Source organism: Paenibacillus provencensis (genome assembly GCF_042678545.1).
GTDB classification, from domain to species: domain Bacteria; phylum Bacillota; class Bacilli; order Paenibacillales; family Paenibacillaceae; genus Paenibacillus; species Paenibacillus provencensis.
Genome location: NZ_JBHTKX010000009.1, coordinates 12,906 through 31,663, shown reverse-complemented (window position 1 = coordinate 31,663; position 18,758 = coordinate 12,906). Strand labels below are relative to the sequence as shown.

The 18,758-nt window shown below is 37.4% G+C and carries 15 protein-coding genes and 2 pseudogenes; 8 read left to right on the top strand and 9 right to left on the bottom strand.

Translation table 11 applies throughout. The features are described from left to right. Position 1: 1 nt before the first annotated feature. Positions 2 to 1,012, bottom strand: a complete 1,011-nt coding sequence (locus ACFQ3J_RS24915) for an HD-GYP domain-containing protein (protein ID WP_170862574.1) — start codon at positions 1,010 to 1,012, stop codon at positions 2 to 4. Positions 1,013 to 1,557: 545 nt separating this feature from the next. On the opposite strand from ACFQ3J_RS24915, the gene ACFQ3J_RS24910 reads away from it, so the two are divergent. After that, positions 1,558 to 1,896, top strand: coding sequence for a hypothetical protein (locus tag ACFQ3J_RS24910; RefSeq protein ID WP_090727739.1), 339 nt, complete (start codon positions 1,558 to 1,560; stop codon positions 1,894 to 1,896). A 916-nt stretch (positions 1,897 to 2,812) separates the two neighbouring features. After that, a complete protein-coding gene (locus ACFQ3J_RS24905) occupies positions 2,813 to 3,223 on the top strand; it encodes a hypothetical protein (protein WP_090727736.1) in 411 nt (136 codons plus the stop codon). On the opposite strand, the gene ACFQ3J_RS24900 is transcribed toward ACFQ3J_RS24905, so the two are convergent. The 4 genes from ACFQ3J_RS24900 to hxlA form a co-directional block, all read right to left on the bottom strand. Beyond that, entirely contained in the window at positions 3,220 to 3,996 is a 777-nt protein-coding gene (locus tag ACFQ3J_RS24900) for a LytR/AlgR family response regulator transcription factor (protein WP_079180142.1), read from the bottom strand. The genes ACFQ3J_RS24905 and ACFQ3J_RS24900 overlap by 4 nt on opposite strands. A gap of 506 nt (positions 3,997 to 4,502) precedes the next feature. Further along, positions 4,503 to 5,489, bottom strand: coding sequence for a Gfo/Idh/MocA family protein (locus tag ACFQ3J_RS24895; RefSeq protein ID WP_072526549.1), 987 nt, complete (start codon positions 5,487 to 5,489; stop codon positions 4,503 to 4,505). Between the two features lie 358 nt (positions 5,490 to 5,847). Further along, positions 5,848 to 6,405, bottom strand: a complete 558-nt coding sequence (gene hxlB, locus ACFQ3J_RS24890) for a 6-phospho-3-hexuloisomerase (RefSeq protein ID WP_031538337.1) — start codon at positions 6,403 to 6,405, stop codon at positions 5,848 to 5,850. A gap of 8 nt (positions 6,406 to 6,413) precedes the next feature. Beyond that, a complete protein-coding gene (gene hxlA, locus ACFQ3J_RS24885) occupies positions 6,414 to 7,046 on the bottom strand; it encodes a 3-hexulose-6-phosphate synthase (RefSeq protein WP_031538336.1) in 633 nt (210 codons plus the stop codon). Positions 7,047 to 7,249: 203 nt separating this feature from the next. Between hxlA and ACFQ3J_RS24880 the strand changes: the two genes are divergently transcribed. The 5 genes from ACFQ3J_RS24880 to ACFQ3J_RS24860 all read left to right on the top strand — a co-directional run bounded on the left by ACFQ3J_RS24880 (position 7,250) and on the right by ACFQ3J_RS24860 (position 13,331). Further along, complete coding sequence (locus tag ACFQ3J_RS24880) at positions 7,250 to 7,615, top strand: winged helix-turn-helix transcriptional regulator (protein WP_031538335.1); 366 nt, start codon at positions 7,250 to 7,252, stop codon at positions 7,613 to 7,615. A gap of 735 nt (positions 7,616 to 8,350) precedes the next feature. Further along, positions 8,351 to 9,823: a glucose-6-phosphate dehydrogenase gene (zwf, locus tag ACFQ3J_RS24875; protein ID WP_072526551.1), complete on the top strand. Its 1,473-nt coding sequence runs from the start codon at positions 8,351 to 8,353 to the stop codon at positions 9,821 to 9,823. Between the two features lie 198 nt (positions 9,824 to 10,021). Beyond that, on the top strand, positions 10,022 to 10,915 hold the full coding sequence (gene gnd, locus ACFQ3J_RS24870) for a phosphogluconate dehydrogenase (NAD(+)-dependent, decarboxylating) (RefSeq protein ID WP_031538333.1): 894 nt from the start codon (positions 10,022 to 10,024) through the stop codon (positions 10,913 to 10,915). Positions 10,916 to 11,261: 346 nt separating this feature from the next. Further along, positions 11,262 to 11,753, top strand: a complete 492-nt coding sequence (locus tag ACFQ3J_RS24865) for a hypothetical protein (RefSeq protein WP_031538332.1) — start codon at positions 11,262 to 11,264, stop codon at positions 11,751 to 11,753. A 240-nt stretch (positions 11,754 to 11,993) separates the two neighbouring features. Continuing rightward, positions 11,994 to 13,331 (top strand): glucose-6-phosphate isomerase, encoded by a 1,338-nt coding sequence (locus ACFQ3J_RS24860; protein ID WP_031538331.1) that lies wholly within the window; start codon positions 11,994 to 11,996, stop codon positions 13,329 to 13,331. Positions 13,332 to 13,469: 138 nt separating this feature from the next. Here the strand turns inward: ACFQ3J_RS24860 and ACFQ3J_RS24855 are convergent, their stop codons facing one another. The 4 genes and pseudogenes from ACFQ3J_RS24855 to ACFQ3J_RS24840 form a co-directional block, all read right to left on the bottom strand. Further along, the gene (locus tag ACFQ3J_RS24855) at positions 13,470 to 13,907 is read right to left on the bottom strand and encodes an ATP-dependent DNA ligase (RefSeq protein ID WP_072526550.1); all 438 of its coding nucleotides are present in this window, start codon (positions 13,905 to 13,907) and stop codon (positions 13,470 to 13,472) included. 868 nt (positions 13,908 to 14,775) lie between these two features. Next, a pseudogene (locus tag ACFQ3J_RS24850) lies at positions 14,776 to 15,940 on the bottom strand (iron-containing alcohol dehydrogenase). Positions 15,941 to 16,092: 152 nt separating this feature from the next. Further along, entirely contained in the window at positions 16,093 to 16,584 is a 492-nt protein-coding gene (locus tag ACFQ3J_RS24845) for a hypothetical protein (protein ID WP_090727733.1), read from the bottom strand. Positions 16,585 to 16,669: 85 nt separating this feature from the next. Continuing rightward, a pseudogene (locus ACFQ3J_RS24840) lies at positions 16,670 to 16,792 on the bottom strand (phosphogluconate dehydrogenase (NAD(+)-dependent, decarboxylating)); the annotation flags it as partial. A gap of 556 nt (positions 16,793 to 17,348) precedes the next feature. On the opposite strand from ACFQ3J_RS24840, the gene ACFQ3J_RS24835 reads away from it, so the two are divergent. Further along, positions 17,349 to 18,497, top strand: coding sequence for a zinc-dependent alcohol dehydrogenase (locus ACFQ3J_RS24835; protein WP_090727731.1), 1,149 nt, complete (start codon positions 17,349 to 17,351; stop codon positions 18,495 to 18,497). Positions 18,498 to 18,758: the final 261 nt, after the last annotated feature.

The following is an 18,758-nucleotide window of genomic DNA, read 5'->3' as shown; positions in this document are numbered from 1 at the left end:
CCTAGAGGCTCACGAGTCTTTTTTCTTCATTCGTTTGATTTTTATTTAGCAATCCAGGGTTTTCCTGAAGACACTCAATCAAGGTTAACACAATCATGTCGTCAAATTGCTTTCCTGCATGCTTCTTGAGTTGAACAATTGCAGTTTCAGTATCAAGTGCAGGCCTATATGATCGGCTTGTTGTCATGGCATCGAAAGCATCACATACGGAAATAATCTTTGCATTTAAGGGGATGGCATCTCCCTTTAATCCCCGAGGATACCCCTTACCGTCAACCCGTTCATGGTGATATAACACAATTTCGTCTACTCCACGACATTTTAGTTCAGCAATTTCGCTGACAATATGGAATCCGTACTCCGGATGTTTCTTAATAGCATCGAACTCAGCATCAGTGAGTTTTCCAGCTTTCATCAGCACATTCTCCGGCACACCGATTTTTCCTATATCGTGAAGCAATGCACCTATTTCGATATTGTATATTTGATCTGCGTCCAACTGTAACTTTTTGGCCACAGCACTTGCATATCGTTTTACATTTTCGGAGTGAGATGCCGTGTAAGGGTCTCGAGCGTTTACAGCCTTTGACAATGAAGCGATCGTTGCTGTAATGAGCAATTCCAGGTCCGCATTACGCTGGCTGAGTTCTAAGTTGATTTTGTGAATTTCATTATCCTGCTTTTGAATTGTTTCTGCAATTCCCGCAACACTGAGTTCCAACAAACCGAATTCATCTTTATTCATCTCTGATTCGAGTTTATTTTTAGCGAACGACCCAACATGCTCAATAACATTTAAGAGTGGCTTCAGAATAGGACCGGCACTAAGATAGTTGATAATTGTAAGCACGATAAAGAATGAAATCAGCAACGTAATCTCAGCTGCAACATTTATGAACCACGCACCGTCCATAAAGTCACCACTTAAGTTATGAAATAAAAATCTTGATACTAGGAGAACAAGTGTCGCCATTAAGCCAAATATGGTTGCGAATTTGATTCGAATAGCCATGTTATTCTTCATTTTCTCCTCTCATGAAATTCTCTCACACTACAAAACGGCTCACAGCGGTAAAAAACTAGTGCTTAAACCAAAAAACACCACAGTAGGCTGTGTTGGCCTACCGTGGTGCTTCCACGTTTATAAATATTTAATTAATTTACATTATAGCAGAAGGCACAAGGATTGAGAATCTATATTCTAGAATTATCCCCCTAGTAAACTTAACACATATCTTGAGAAGTATTATACTTAATTATGGCAAACTCCCCCTTACAATATTCTCGCCTATCCTATTATATGAGTGAAGAGCCGACATAAAAGAAGTGAGTGTTGTTACGAATTAAATTGTTGTATAGATCCATTGATCTTAAGCTAATAATGATGAGTTGGGTTCTCTACACCAATAATTGAGTTAGCGACGACTGAAAAGTGCAGACCAGAGGAGGTGAGTACGTAAATACACTAAACGATTGTTAGGTGGATTCCGGGAATGGAGTGTAAAACGATTAAAGATTGATAAATTAGGATCAGTACATATTTAGGAGGATAGCAGCATGAAACATATAAAGAAAGTAATTGAGCTGTTGTGTATTATACTTTTTGTTAAACTATGTATGGAAGCCTTTGAAGTAAGACAATTACCTACCTTTGTCTCTATGACCGATATACAATCAATGTCTATATTGGATTATGTACTGGGAGCTTTCTTTCATCCCGTGTTTTTTTATACTGCAAGCATAGGTTGTTTCATTGTTGTTTTATTCCGCATGGCCACTATAACTGATGCTACCCAAAAGGGCAAACTTACTAAGTTCCTTTCTACCTTGATTGTTCTTCTTATAGGATATAATGTTATTCCGTACTTCGTTGATTTTTTTCATAGTCTAGTTTAGAACTTTAAGAGGATGGCTTGTGCTTTAATAGCTGATTATTGTGATTAAGAGTTATATATTTGATTTATACAGCAATGAGGGATAGCATTTTTTGGACAACTCAAGAAATTTTAACTTCTGAAAATTAGATTGCAAATTATTTACGAAATACCAAGTATTAAGCTATAATAAGCGTAATCAAATACTTAATAAGCGAAGAACGCTTTTCCCACTTGGAAAAGCGTTTTTTGTGTTATAGGGGGGATAGCTTGGCTATTATCACATCCACAAAGATAAAGGACGAAAACCGCTGATTAGTATATCTGATAAGGAATCCCCTAAACCGAATTCCTTTATTTTGTAAATGGAGGATGTCTGGCGACAGGTGGATGGTAAACGTAAGCTAGATGAAGGCATGATAGTGTCAAAAAGCTCGCAGGCCTGCCCTTACTTCCATGATATCGTCCCATTTAGATCCGTGACAGTTCTATGTGACGCTATGAAGTAATCTACTGGCTAGAGAAAGTTCAAGGTAAAAGGTGTATAACGAATATCAGAGTTTTGTTTGAGGACAGAAAGTTAGCCATGCGTCTGAATCACATAATTAGAACTTGATTTTCTCAATTACTCTAATTATAGACGAAAGGAGGTAACTACCCTCCCGTTTGTCTTCATATATCTTTCGACATCGCGGTTCAATGTTTCTATATTAATCGCTTATTTTGCAACAAATCAACAAAGATAGCTGCCATCTCCAGAAACAATTTACCAAAAACATGAATATTTATCCATTGGATAATCTTGGTCATTTCAGACAGAAATTCAACCATTTCAATCAAATCCTCTTTCAGAGGGTTCAATATACTGGTATATTTGTCGCATATAAAATAAATACGGTTAGTTCTTTAGGATTAACTGAACGAAAGGTGTTAGTTCCATGGATACAACAAAAAACGCAAATGACGAAAACGGTGGTAACGACGGTTTCGTTCCTAGAAATAATGTGAACTTATATGATCAAATAAAGCTCTGCATCATTTCGGACTATTTTCCAAACCTTCTTTCAAAGGAGCGGGAGGGAACCATGGAATTTTTCGTTAGGGATGGAGAACTCGCCATCCACTATCACGAAATTGAAGTAATGCTAGGAACACCAATCCAACAACCCCACGGTTGTGGAATGAAGCGAAGCCACTTAATTACTTTTCTAATGATGATTGAAGAGCAAATTACGTCATTCACACCAATTGACTATGGAAGCATCATCATTACATATGAAATGAATAATAAAGGAAATTTCAAAGCAAAAATGAAGTTTAGACAACAAGTAAATCATCGTCGTCGTTAGGTATGCTGCGTCCGGATTTTTGAAAAGACATGACTTGCTTCGAGATAATTCTTCTTAGTCAGGGGAACTTTTTTGTTGGTATGTTCCAAAGAGATAATATAACTCTTTTGAAGCAACCCATCCGGTTGGATTGATGTGATGTAAAGTGGATTAACCAAGTAACTCCTGTGAGAGTAAGTAAGATTCGAGCACATCTCCTTAATTTCTTTAAGTTGAGTGGTTGTTTCTAGCTGCTCTCCACTCTTCAGGTTAACTATGCATCTGTTCCGGGCCATCTTATCCTTCTCCACAAAAACAATCTGATTTTCCGCAATTTCATGATCGCGATAATTCGCCTTTAATATAATCCAATTCGTGTTCTCTAGTTCAACAACCGCATTTAAGAGCTTTCGAGAATGAATTACTTCCTTAGCTTTAATAATTGCTCTTTTAAATCGGTCTTTCCTAATCGGCTTCGTGAGGTAATCCACTGATTCAAATTCGTAACCGGTAAGTATATGTTGAGGGTTTAACGAACCAGTAACAAAAATTATTTGAGGACGTATGCCGGCCTCAAGTATTTCCTTAAATGCGGATATTCCATCTTTCTTTTTAAGGCCGATATCTAATAGGACAATATCAGGCCTATGCAATTTAACTTCATCAACCAGCCGCACACCGGAGGAAACCGTTGATATAATCACTAAATCTAACTCTATAGCATACATTTTCAACAAAGACAGCTGATGCATATCGTCTTCTGCAATGATAACCTTATATCTTTGTTGTTCCACTAATGTCCCTCCTTACCTTTTTAGACTTGGTTATTTTCTGTCTCGTCATTATAACATCCTGTGATATTTAACCAAAAGTCCAGCTCCTTGAATTGGGGTACGACCGAGGTACTTGTAAAAAAGGGTCATAGCATGGATTTTTTTTACATTTACAACCCTTTTTACTCTGTAGGGTAGGGTGGGGTCAGAAAAGTGCGGTTGTTGGTAGGATCCTAATAGGGGTAGTGTCATTGTCGCTACTCCTATTAAGGAATACTTAAACTAAATCACAAATTAAAGAAGAAACACATCTTAAAAAATGAGCATTGAACCTTTGCATAATAAGCAAAAGTCCTTTAAAATTTGTTAGCCGGGTAGAAAATGCTATAATGCTCTTATAAAAAAGAATGGATGCAAAATAGTTTAGGTAAGTTCTAAAACGATTTCTTTTATTCTTCGACAAACAGGCCAGATTCGTAATTTCTCAAGAGAATAATACAAGTCGCTGTAGGGGTTTTTGTGTTTTTTCACTTATGATCACTTTGATATACAAGACCTATTTCATCTCTCACTTTATCCAACACTTGTATCGTGGTGTATGAATTTTTATATGAGTTAGTATCAGACTCTGTTTTTCCTCGGTTGATTAATTCAATAAATTCTTTCACTTCGTAATACATAGCTGGATGAGATTGGTCGACTGTTAATTGTTCAACCGTGCCGTCAGTGTAGTGAATTTCTACTTTTTCAGCCGTATGAATCTTATCAATCATGATACTTCCTTTTTCGCCTTGAATTTCGCTTGGTAAATAAGAGTTCGTTATTTTGGAATACATCACAATCGCATCTTTATCATCATATTTTAAGATGACGCTACCTTCACCATCCACACCCGAATCAAGCATAATGCCAGTTGCCTTCACTTCTTTTGGTTCACCAAATAATGTAATAAGTGGATACAAACAATAGACACCAAGGTCCATTAATGAACCGTTCGCAAACTCTGGATTGAAGGCATTAAGGACAATTCCTTCTTTGTATTTATCATAACGAGATGAATACTGACAATAGCTTGCAAAGTATCTACGGATAGGACCAATTTTATGTAAATTATCTTGAATGACCTTGAAGTTTGGAAGTAATGTTGATTTCATTGCTTCCATTAATAGGGCGTTATGATCTTTTGCGGCTTGAATCATCCTCGCTACTTCGGTTGCATTAACAGCCAGTGGCTTTTCACATAACACATGTTTGCCATTTTGCAAAAATAAAATAGCTTGTTCTGCGTGATATGAATTGGGAGTAGCAATGTACACCGCGTCAATTTCTTGACTAACTGCCATTTCTTTTAGGTTTGTAAATATTTTTGTTACTCCATATTTACTTGCAAATTCTTCTGCTCTACTAATCGTGCGAGAATAAACAGCAGTTAGTTTAAAATCTTCTACATCATTTGCTGCTTCAAGTAATCTTTCTGTAATCCAATTAGTACCGATTACGCCGAATCGAACCATTTATTCAACCTCATTCCTTTGTTTTATAAAACGAAGAGTTTTGTTTACTACACTTATGAAGCGTTTTTCATCGCCAATAGGATTTTATTTTCCCATAAAAAAACTTATATAGACATGGGGCCTACCAGTGAAATATTGGTGATAACCCAAATAGGGCTCATACTGTGAGTGATGGCTAAATTCTTGGCTGTGCCCCACCCAATAATGATCTCTGATCCGGCCATAGAAGGGACTGAATCAGAGGCTATTTTTTCTTTCCTGTATGGACTGTGTTATTTGTAATATGCAGTAAAGACCGCAATTCATAAAAGAAATAAATGCGGTCTTTACGATGTTTCCATATTTTTTAAAGTGTACTCTATTCGAGATTGGCATGTTTGCCGTACATTTTAGTAGAGTCTAAGCCTTTTTTTTCCATAAAACGCAAGATCAATGCATCATAAAATAATAACATCGTTTGCTCAAAAAGTGACCCCATTGGTTGTATGGTCTTATATTCACTTTCAGATTGATCTTTCGGTGATCCAGGCAATTTAATGATAATATCAGCTAATTTTCCAATCGTGGAGTCAGGGGAAATCGTTACAGCTGCGACCGTCCCACCTAAACTTTTTGCTTTTTCAGCGATTGAAACCAAGGTTTTCGTTTCACCTGAACCTGAACCGATGATCAACAAATCACCTTTTTCTAAATTTGCTGTTACAGTTTCACCGACTACATAAGCATCGATCCCCATGTGCATCATTCTCATCACGAAAGATTTGCCCATAAATCCAGATCTGCCCGCACCTGCAACAAAGATTTTTTTGGATTCCAGAATCTTATTAACCAACTTCTCTGCTTCTTCGTCAGAGATTAAGTCGACTGTCCGACTTAATTCTTGAACGACTTCAGCTAAATATTGAGTAGTTTTCATAGTTATAATTAACCTTGTTTAATTAATTCTTGCATTTTAGCTGCAACTGCTTTTTTATCGTCTTTGCTTGTGATACCGCCACCTACGATGACAAGATCTGGTTGTACTTTAATCACATCTGGAAGTGTTTCTAATTTGATTCCGCCTGCAATAGCAGTTTTCGCATTTTTTACAACGCTCTTAATGGTTGCAAGGTCTTCGAAAGAATTTTTTCCTACAGCTTGAAGGTCATAACCTGTGTGAACGCAGATATAATCTACTCCTAGTTCATCCAGTTCTTTCGCACGACCTTCAATGTCTTTAACTGCGATCATATCAGCAAGGATTTGTTTACCTTGTTTTTTTGCTTCTTCTACAGCACCTTTAATGGACTCGTCTTCAGCTGTACCAAGAATGGTGATGATGTCAGCGCCTGCTGCAGATGCTTGGCTAACTTCATATCCAGCTGCATCCATGATTTTAAGGTCAGCTAATACAGTTAAGTTAGGGAAGGCAGCTTTCACTTCCTTTACTGCTTTAAGGCCTTCATTAATCACAACCGGCGTGCCGATTTCTACAACATCTATATGATTTTCTACTTCTTTCACCAATTCAATGGCTCCTGGAATATCTACAAGATCTAATGCTAATTGTAATTTCATTTATTACTCGCTCCTTATATAATAGTATATTGTGCCGTATAGCTTTCTTTTGCACAGTGTTATTGTATCCAATTGATAGCTATTTACTAACGGTATGATACTCAGTATACTGGGTATGTTACTAAATTAAAAGTATGCACTTTTTTATCATATAGTAACAAAAAGTATACTATTGGACATAATAAGGGTTGGAGGTGAAATGAATGCCGAATCTTGGGGAAAAAGTGTTTAATTGTGAAAAAGAATTGACTCTTTCGATTATTGGTGGAAAATGGAAAATGTTGGTATTGTGGCATCTAGGAAAAGAAGGAACCAAACGTTTTGGTGAACTAAAGGCCCTCATGCCGGGTATCACTCAAAGAATGCTTGTTAATCAATTGCGCGAACTTGAAGACCATTTGATTGTTCATCGTGAAGTCTATCCTGTCGTTCCACCAAAAGTTGAATACTCACTCACTGAGTATGGAAGAAGTCTGATGCCTATTCTGGATGCTATGTATGACTGGGGTAAAGATTATATTGAGAATGTATTGGAAAAAGAAACAGAAAACAAATCGTCTATTCAGTAGAAAAAAGAGTTTCTCCTAGGGGTTCGAAAAAGTGTAAAAAAGTTCATATACTAACAAACCACGGTTAGCTATCTTAATAAAGATGCTGTCCGTGTTTTTTTATATCTCTACGTATTTAAAAGGTTGAAAAAACACAACATTTAAACACAACATTTAATAAAAGAATCAGTTACTAAAAAGCCAAGGGCAGCGAATCTTGTATAATCGCTGTCCTCGGCTTTTCACTCTTGGTATTGGATTCAAGTTTATAGTATTATTTTTAACACTATGTTATACAAATGTATCTATATGTTAATAAAGTGCGTACTTTCAAAAGTATAACATACGTAATATACTGATTTTGCTCAAGTAATAGCGAGCTTAAAGAATACTACCAAACCTTAAGGGAATACTGCTACAAGCATGGTGAGATGAAGTGAAACTTCATTTAATAATTTATACATGTTGTTGCTTTTTACGAAAGGAGAGATCCGCATGGAAAGGTTCAAAACTAAGCAGCGAAAAGTTTGTGAAAGATGTCTAATCATCACCATAAATAATGAAACCTGTCCAAAATGTGGACATTCTCAATTAAGAGATATCATTATTACCGGACAAGCTGGGAGAAATAAACGAAACTTACATCCAAAAGTAGGATAACGCAATAGCGAAAATCCTTGTTGTTTTGTAGGGGAAACGAAGAAAATCAGACATTTTTCTATTTGAAAATGCTTTGAAAAAGTGGAGGAATGAAAAGTGGATTCTATGACGTTTGTCTTATTTGGGGCAACTGGGGATTTAGCTAAGCGAAAAATCTACCCTGCCTTGTTTAATTTATATTTGAATCAAAAATTACCAGATTCTTTTTTGATCATTGGTGTAGGAATAGACGAAATGTCTGATGTTGATTTTCAAAACCATGTAACAGACTCGCTATACACTTTTTCTAGACACTTGATAAATGATAAATCCGAAAAACAAGAGTTTGTAAAGGCATTTCGTTATTGCCAGTTAGATTTCACGAATGCTGAAGGGTATAAGAAGTTAGTTGAAGTCGTTCAACAAAATGAAAAAGACCAGAGTATTGAAGAGAATCGAATGTTTTATCTTTCTGTTGCTCCTGAATTCTTTGATGTAATTGCTTTGAACATCAAGGAGAGTGGATTAGGCTCGACAAAAGGATGGAAACGATTAATGATCGAAAAACCATTTGGGCGTGATTTAAAATCTGCTCAAGATTTAAATGAAAAACTAAGCAAAGCTTTTGAAGAAGACGAAATTTTCAGGATTGACCATTATCTTGGAAAACCGATGGTTCAAAACCTTGAAGCTTTAGAATTTGCCAACCCTGTGCTGCAATCACTATGGAACAATCGGTATATTGCCAATGTGCAAATAACGGCTAGTGAAACGGTTGGTGTAGAAGAGAGAGCTAGTTATTATGAAAAAGCAGGGGCTATTCGTGATATGGTCCAAAATCATATGATGCAGCTGTTGATGATGACGGCCATGCATCAGCCAAAACAGATGAGCACGAACGATATCCGTACAGTGAAAAGAAAAGTTATGGACTCTCTTCGGCCTGTACAGAAAGATACTGTAGGTATCCACGTTGTTCGTGGTCAATATGGACCGGGGGAAATAAAGGGTAAACCTGTAGTCGGATATTTAGAAGAACCTGGAGTGAATGCTTCTTCCACAAACGATACATTTGTGGCTGCTCGTTTATGGATTGATAGTTCATTCTGGGATGGGGTGCCATTTTATATCCGGACAGGAAAAAGAATGAAGGAAAAGTCGACGCGGATTGTGATTGAATTCAAGAATCCAACGAAAAATGTGTATACTAACGAGAATCAATTTGCAGAACCCAATCTATTAGTTATCAAAGTAAGTCCAAATGAGGGTGTGTCGATGCAATTAAATAGCAAAAATTTAACAAATGGAAATTTGGAGCCGATAATTGTTGACTTCTCAGCAAGTACAAGAGACATACCAGAAGCTTATGAACTCTTAATATTCGATGCTCTGCGTGGGGACTCTACCTTCTTTGCTCATTGGGACGAAGTTGAATTATCTTGGAAATGGGTACAGCCCGTTTTAGAGGCGTTTGAGGAAAATGCCCTTCCACTCCACCTATATCAAGCCGGTTCGATGGGGCCACAAGCTGCTTCGCAATTATTGGAGGAGGATGGTTTTAAATGGTGGGAAACTAGGGGGGGAGTTTAATCCGCACCTCCCTGGAAGGCTATTGGTATGAAGAGAGCAAACCGAGGTTGGATTTGACAGATAATTGTTACGCGATTTACCCAAGGAACTTAAAGTATTTGTTGAATCCTTATGGTTCCATAAGGAGACCATGAAGAACAACAAATGGGTAGCATAATAATACAGGCTATTTTTTGTAATTTAAAGGAGGAAACTCAAGTGAAAGTAGGATTAATTGGATTAGGGAAAATGGGTATGAACTTAGGAAAAAACTTAATTGACAATAAACACCGTGTAATGGCGTTTGATCTAAATACAAATACTATTGAAGAAATTAAAAAATACGGAGTTGAAGGAGCATCCAGTTTACAAGATCTTGTTCAATCATTAGAAAAGCCACGAGTTGTTTGGATAATGGTCCCACACTCCGTCGTTGATTCAGTTATTAGTGAAATCACACCATTTCTAAGTGAAGGAGATATCGTCATTGAAGCTGGTAATTCGCATTATAAGGAATCCATTCGTCGTTACGAACAGTTGAAGAAAGTTGGAGTGAGCTTTATGGATGCCGGTACTTCTGGGGGGATGGAAGGTGCTCGCTATGGTGCTTGTTATATGATTGGTGGAGATCCTGAAGCATGGAGCATTGTCGAGCCGATTTTTAGAGATACAGCTGTAGATAATGGGTATTTATATGCTGGGAAATCTGGTAGTGGCCACTTCTTAAAAATGGTCCACAATGGAATAGAATACGGAATGATGGCCGCCATTGGTGAAGGATTCGAAGTCCTGGAAAAAAGCGATTTCGATTTTGACTATGAAAAAGTGGCACGGGTGTGGAATAACGGTTCTGTCATCCGCTCATGGCTCATGGAATTGACAGAACGCGCATTTTCTAAAGATGCAAAATTAGATGAAATTAAGGGCATTATGCATTCTTCTGGGGAAGGGAAATGGACAGTTGAAACCGCTTTGGATCTTCAAACAGCTACCCCTGTTATCGCTATGTCTTTACTAATGCGTTACCGTTCATTAGACAATGATACATTTACAGGTAAAGTGGTAGCTTCCCTTCGTAATGAATTTGGCGGACATGCTGTGGAAAAATCATAAAGTCATCTGCTGTATATGTCTTTCGTTAAAATGAGCCGGAAATTCATTGGATTTTTAGTTTGGTATATCCCAAAAATTGGTAGATTTACTTAAGTCGTTGATAGTGCTAACTATGTTGATTGAAGCGGAAGGAGCGAGACTCCTCGAAAATGCATTCACATTTTCTCGTGCGGTGCCTATTCACGGATGATGATTCAACGTCCTGTGGGAAAAACAGGACAAGGGAGACCCCGCAGCCGCACAGCGCCGAGGAGGCTCCCGGCTCGCCCGCGGAAAGCGAGCACCTGGAGCCAACAGACAAGTTTAACAGAGCCAAAAAAATAAAACAATATTGAGGTGTGACATCATGAACGTATTGGATGCAAAAATCATTAACACACAATATGGTTTAGAAACCTATTTAGACATGGTGAAGAATATCGAAGTAAAAGAACTCCATTCTCCATCAGATAATGAGCCCTTTTATGAAATAGTATTAGGGATAGAGTATTTTCTTCTAAGGGACGGAAAATATTATGATAGTGAAAGGAATTATTTTCGGATTCAAATGAGCGAAGATTTTAATTCAATCACGTTAAGAGAGACAGATACCGAAAGTTTATTTGCTGTCAAAACCGAACACGAGAGAGACTCAACTAAGCTACTGGTTGGAGAATGGCTTATAAAAACCAATGCTTTCAAGCAAGTAATAAGTGAACTGATCCAACAAAAGAAAATGGAGAATGTTCAAAATGAGGGAGACACTCGAAAAGTATTAGGAACGATAAGATTCTTGGAAATATTACTTGAAATCAAAACAGAAGACATACTAAGTGCCGATGTAGAGAGGGACCATTGAGTTTTCTTAATACTAACTATCTTTTAATGTACGCTATTGATAATTACACGGTCCCACTAAGGATTTTTCAAAATTGAAAAGGGGGAGTTTAAATGTGTTTTTAAAAACTTCCCTTATATACTGTAGAAAAGGAGAATGCACTAACATGAAACGTTTTACTATGCCGAGAGATCTTTTTTACGGAGAAGGATCTCCGATTGAAGCAGCTAAGCTAAATTTGATTGAAAGGGGAAGTAATGTATGACTATTTCGTTTGATTACTCCAATGCATTAGCATTTATGAAAAAGAGTGAAGTAGATAATCTAAGTGAATTTGTAAAAGTGGCTCATAAAATGCTACATGAAAAAACAGGCCCCGGCTCTGATTATCTTGGTTGGGTCGATTTGCCACTAAACTATGATAAGAGTGAATTTGAAAGAATTAAACAAGCTGCTGAAAGAATCAAGAAACATTCAGACGCAATGGTTGTAATTGGTATTGGTGGTTCGTACCTGGGGGCAAGATCGGCTATAGAATCTCTGTCCCATAGCTTTCATAACCAGATGAACAATAAGACACATGTTTATTTTGCCGGTCAGAATATCAGTTCTACTTATATATCTCATTTATTTGAACTATTAGAGGGGAAAGATATCTCTGTTAACGTCATTTCTAAATCAGGAACAACGACAGAGCCAGCCCTTGCTTTCCGTATTTTCCGTGACTATATGGAGAAAAAATACGGAAAAGAAGAGGCGAGAAAACGTATTTTTGCTACTACAGATCAGAAAAAAGGCGCATTAAAAAAGCTTGCGGACGAAGAAGGATATGAAACGTTCGTTATTCCGGATGATGTTGGTGGAAGGTATTCTGTGCTAACAGCAGTTGGTCTCTTACCAATTGCCGTAGCAGGACTTGATATTGATCATATGATGGAAGGGGCAGCAGCAGCAGCCCGTAAATACAACAATCCTGATTTATTGACAAATGAGAGCTATCAGTATGCTGCGGTCCGAAATGTACTCTACAATAAGGGAAAAGCAATTGAAGTGCTTGTTAACTATGAGCCCTCCCTTCACTACGTATCGGAATGGTGGAAGCAGCTGTTTGGGGAAAGTGAAGGAAAAGATCAAAAGGGGCTATTCCCTGCTTCCGTTGATTTTTCAACGGATTTGCATTCCATGGGGCAATATGTACAAGAAGGTCGACGAAACCTTTTAGAAACGGTTTTACAGATTAAGAAACCTCGAATTGAAGTGACTATTCAGGAGGATCCAGAAAATATTGATGGATTAAACTTCCTGGCAGGTAAGACGATGGATGAAGTCAACAAAAGTGCATTTCAGGGTACCCTTATGGCCCATATAGATGGAGAAGTACCTAATCTCGTGATTGAACTGGATGAAATGAATGAATACACTTACGGTGAGATGGTTTACTTTTTTGAGAAGGCATGTGGGATTAGTGGCCATCTATTAGGAGTTAACCCATTTGACCAGCCTGGAGTCGAAGCATACAAGAAGAATATGTTTGCTTTACTTGACAAACCTGGTTTTGAAGCAGAAAAAGCTACTCTCATGGAGCGTTTATCAAAATAATTATATCTGATTGGTTTTGTATTAATAAAAAGATTGTTACCAAAAACCATAAAAAGTTGTGTTTTTACTTTCAGTAAGGTTTTCGCGCAGGTTAAAATTCAAAGAAAAAGCGCTGTAGGAAAATTTCAGCGCTTTTTATCAAGTGGTCCATTTCTCGAATGAGGGGATGCGTAAATAACCTTTTTTCGTTAGGTTCCGATATTTTACAATGCCTTTTAGTTTAGGATCTAAATAAATAAAATCATCGGTTTCTGTCCGGATGAATTTTTTGTATTCTGCATACAATTTCTTCCGATCAGAGGGTTTCATAAATTCCATTAAGCCAGCTGGTGATCCATCTTCAAAGGAAAGCAGCACGCCAAATTCCTTTTTACGTAAGCCGGTAATCAGGACATTTTCATACTGATAATTAATGACTTTGAGCCAATTTTCGGAGCGAGTGCCAGGGCGATAGATAGAGTCTGCTTTCTTTAAGACAATGCCTTCAAGTCCTTGTTCCTTAATTAACTCAAAGTATTCGCTGCCGTGGCCTTCTATATGCTGTACGTAACATTTTTTGTCAACAAAAAGTTGCATACTAATAAGACGTAGTCTTATATTGCAATCCCCTTCTTTTGTTTATTTTGGGTAGACTCTATGAGAACAAATGAAAGTATTGTGAATTTTAATTTTATTTTGCGCAGTTTTTAAGCATTAATTTGCGCCATAGAAACATAAGAGGCTCATGATTATCTCGGTGGTAATCATGAGCCTCTTTCTTACTTATTCAATTATTGTTCGACAGTAGATAGGAACAGTGTATTTGGCATTTAACTGATGTACCAAATAGCAGTATATTTATTCGTTATTAATAAAATTTATTCATTCTGATTTTGTCGCTTGACATGGAGCCTCTGCGGACAGATTTTTTTGAAAAGACCAGAGCAACAAGCTTTTCTGGGCAATTAGCCTAACCCATCCGCCACTCCATGTAAAGCGCAGCGTATTCAAAAAATATACTGCCACGAACAGCATTTTTTAAGTGCCACAAACAGAACAGTGCATCCTTTATACAGTATAGGTTTTCAACACGTTGATCCTCCGTTTGAGTCATGATTTTCCTCATCCTTTCAAGATAAGCTTCAGCATATGTGCCTGATAAAAAGCTTAATGCAGCACTTTTCTAAAGGTGTGCGACGGGTTTCAATAAGGTTTCCAAGTATGTTTTTCACTTATGTGTTAAGTTCGGTGAATAAAAGTGAATGCCCTTTTACTAAATTTGTCTTTTCTTTTTTGGTGTATTTTCTCTTCGCATATCTTGTAGATAAGTACACTTTTACGCAAGATTTGTTATGAGAGCCAAACACCTTACTGAAAGATTAATAAAGCTTAGATTTAAGAGAGGTTTTAAAATGATTGAAACGAACAAAAACGGAACTGCCCGGGCAGTTCCGTTTTGATTCCATCAAAAAGTTACTTTTTCACCTTTAAATGCAGCAATATAAAGTTTTTTCATTTCTTCTACAGATACTTCCCGGGGATTGGATGATGTACACGGATCTTCAATCGCTCCCGCTGCCATTCGATCCAGCTGTTTTTCAAATTCACTCTCATTTACACCGAATTCCTGCAGCGATAACGGAAGGTTTAGCGATTTATTTAAACGGCGAAGCAAATCCGTTAAGGAATCGATTAACTCGTCTTCTGTGTTTCCAGAAAGGTCAAGCATCTTAGCGATATCAGCAAACCGGGAACCGTCCGCCTTTTTATTAAAATCAATCACGTATGGCAAATAAAGAGCATTCGCAAGGCCGTGCGGAATGTTAAAAATCGCGCCACTCTTATGTGATAGGCTGTGTACAATACCAAAACCCGTTCGAGAAAGCCATTCCCGCAATAGCCTGGGCATAATGCATCTCTGCTCTCGCTGCTTTATCTCCAACTACTGATTTTTCAATATTATCCACTGCCATTTTAACCGATTGTATCGCCAACGGATCACTAAATGCGTTATGCATCGTTGATACGTAGGCCTCGATTCCGTGCGTTAATGCGTCCATTCCCGTATAGGCGACAATGTCAGCCGGCATCGAATATGTCAGCTCCGGATCGATAATGGCAATATCCGGCGTGATCTCATAACCAAATACCGGATATTTCGTTCCTGTTTCATGATCCGTGATAACAGAAAAAGGTGATACGTCAGTACCTGTGCCACTCGTTGTAGGAATCGCCGCAAAGCGTGCTTTTTTCCGTAAAGCCGGTAGTGGGTTCGGTGCTTTAACTTTATCAAATGCGAGCTCCGGATTCTCATAAAAAATCCACATTAATTTAGCTGCGTCGATCGGTGAACCGCCGCCTGCGGAAATGATCCAATCCGGCTGGAATTCCTCCATCTTTTTTGCACCCTCTAAAGCGGTTTTTGCAGATGGGTCATTTTCAACACCATCAATGAGCTGTGTTTCAAATCCAGATTCACGTAAATAAGCATCTATTTTATCAAGATAGCCTGATTTTTTAATGGACTGGCCTCCGATAACAATAGTTGCCTTTTTCCCTTCAAGGGTTTTCAAAACTTCTAAAGATCCTTCTCCATAATAAACATCCCTCGGAATAGTAAAACGGTTCATGTGTGTAAATTCTCCTTTTCTGCATTAAAGTAGGCAAGCGTTCAAAAAACATTCAGTGTAAATTTCCCTTATCAATTTTTTTAAAACATTAGTGGAACCATGTAACGTTATCAATAGTATTTTATTAAAAAGGTAGTTATTATTAAGAAACCTCAGTTATCCCTCTCTACAACGGCACTTAATATCTCTTCTGTTTTAATCTTAAGTAATTTTTCCAAGAACCTTGTCGTTCCTAAAACTATTTGAATGTCTTCCTCTGTTTGAACGTTTTCCATTTTCTTTTTTTGAATCAGTTCATTTATAACTTCTTTGAAAGCATTTGTTTTTATAAGCCATTCTCCAACTAGTTCCTTAGTTGCGTCTCTCTCGTATTCGTTTTTGACAGCAAATAAGCTTTTCGTTTTTGTTTCTCTCAGTATTATTGAACTAAATTCAGAATTCATACGAATGCGAAAATAATTCTTTTGACTGTCATAATATTTTTCTTCCCTTAGCAAAAAATACTCTATCCCTAAAATTATTTCGTAATAAGGGTCTATCTCTGTAGGATAATGAAGCTTTTTTACGTCAAGATTTTTCACAAAGTCTAAATAGGTTTCCAATCCATAATGAGTATTAATTATTTTTGCATCCATTACATTCATGATTTCACTCCCTTTTCACCATCCGGAAATTGTTATGATATCGGATACATTTACCGAATTCACACAAATTAGCCTAGTTGCTTTTTTACACTGCATGTCCACCAAACTCGTTCCGAAGGATAGCTATGACTTTACCGGTAAAGGTATCCCTATCTAAAGACCGGTACCGCATAAAAAGAGACATGGCGATGACTTGAGTAGTACTTTGTTCTTTTTTCAGAACTTGCACGAGTAATGATTTGTGCTACTCTCAGTTTACTGGTGATACGTTAGTATAATAAGTATATTCCAATATTGAAAGTTCACACTTTAATTTCACCTAGTAACAAAAAAGGAATATAGTATCAAATTGTATACTATTAAAACCTAAAGGAATAAGTCCTTGATAGTAGGATCCTGCGGACCAACAAACTAAGTAAGGAAATTATGTTGCATTTGATCAATAGCGAAAAAACAAGTGCCATCTTCATTTTTTTATTCCAACGTCTAGAATTTACAAATTTTAAAAGCGCAGATTTTTAGATTTATTTTAACTGTTCTCTCAAAGATTGTGGCTATTGCGCACGATTTAGGTAGTTGAAAAGGCGTACATCTGATAACAGATTAGTACGCTTTTTCCATCTCATTTTTAATGTCAAATCGGGAGTTGAACTGGAGTAAACGCCCTATTTAGTTAAATAGAACTAAAAATAAAAAAAAAGTATATTAATTTCTTCAATGGGTATTATAAGAGTTATATGAATTTATAATAGGAGGTTTTACTTGTGAAAGCAGTTACTTTTCAAGGTTCCAAGGATATGCAGGTGAAAGAAGTTCCAGATGCGAAGCTTCAACAAAAAGACGATATTGTTGTGCGCATTACATCAACAGCGATATGTGGGTCTGATTTACATATTTATCAAGGTGCCTTGCCAGCTGAAAAAGATTATGTAGTTGGCCACGAGCCCATGGGTATTGTAGAAGAGGTCGGACCAGAGGTAACAAAAGTGAAAAAAGGGGATAGAGTGGTCATCCCATTTAACATTTCATGTGGAAGCTGTTACTATTGCCAGCATGATTTGGAGAGCCAATGTGATAATTCTAACCCAAATCCAGAAGTTGATACAGGCGGATATTTTGGATTTACGGAGCGTTACGGGAATCATCCGGGTGGACAGGCTGAATATTTGCGTGTTCCCTATGGAAATTTTATGCCTTTCGTGATTCCTGAATCTGTTGAACTTGAAGATGAAGCATTACTGTTTATGTCTGATGTACTGCCAACTGCTTATTGGAGCATTGAAAGTGCAGGAGTGAAAAAAGGGGATACAGTTGCCGTGCTCGGCTGTGGACCCATTGGTTTGATGGCGCAAAAGTTTGCCTGGATGAAAGGCGCAAAAAGAGTCATTGCCGTCGATAATCTTCCCTATAGGCTTGAACGTGCCAAAAAAATGAACAATGTTGAGATTTTTAATTTTGATGAATTTGATGATATGATTTCTATGGGTTCCCATATTAAAGAAATTACAAGTGGCGGTGTAGATGCCGTCATTGATTGCGTAGGGATGGATGGGAAAAAAACACCAATCGAAGCTGTCGAACAAAAGATGAAGCTTATTGGCGGAACCATCAGCCCGATCGAAATCGGTATGAGTGCTGTGAGAAAATTTGGAACGCTGCAGCTGACGGGGGTCTACGGCTCTAAATATAACCAGTTCCCTTTAGGAAACATATTTGAAAGAAATGTAAAAATAAAAATGGGTCAGGCACCAGTCATCCATTACATGCCAATGCTCTTTAAAATGATTACGGAAGGAGAACTGGATCCAACAGAAATCGTCTCTCATAAATTGCGTCTAGACCAGGCGAGTGAAGCCTATCAAATCTTTAATGATCACGAAGATGGGTGTGTCAAAGTTGTTCTCAAACCCTGACCTTCCCAAAAAGTTATAACCATGTTTTTAACAATGAAGAACATTAAAAGCCCCGTTGGTAAAAGTGTAATTTTACGAACGGGGCTTTTTTATGCAAAAACAGCTATTTTAACTTTCGTTTAAGTCTAAAATCATTTTACGGATTCTCTAATTAGGGAATCGATTTTTTTAATTAGGGGTACAGCCAACATTTCGCATAAAACATACGTTAAGCACATTTCGACATAGAAAAAACTCATTTTCTATACGCTAAGCCCATCA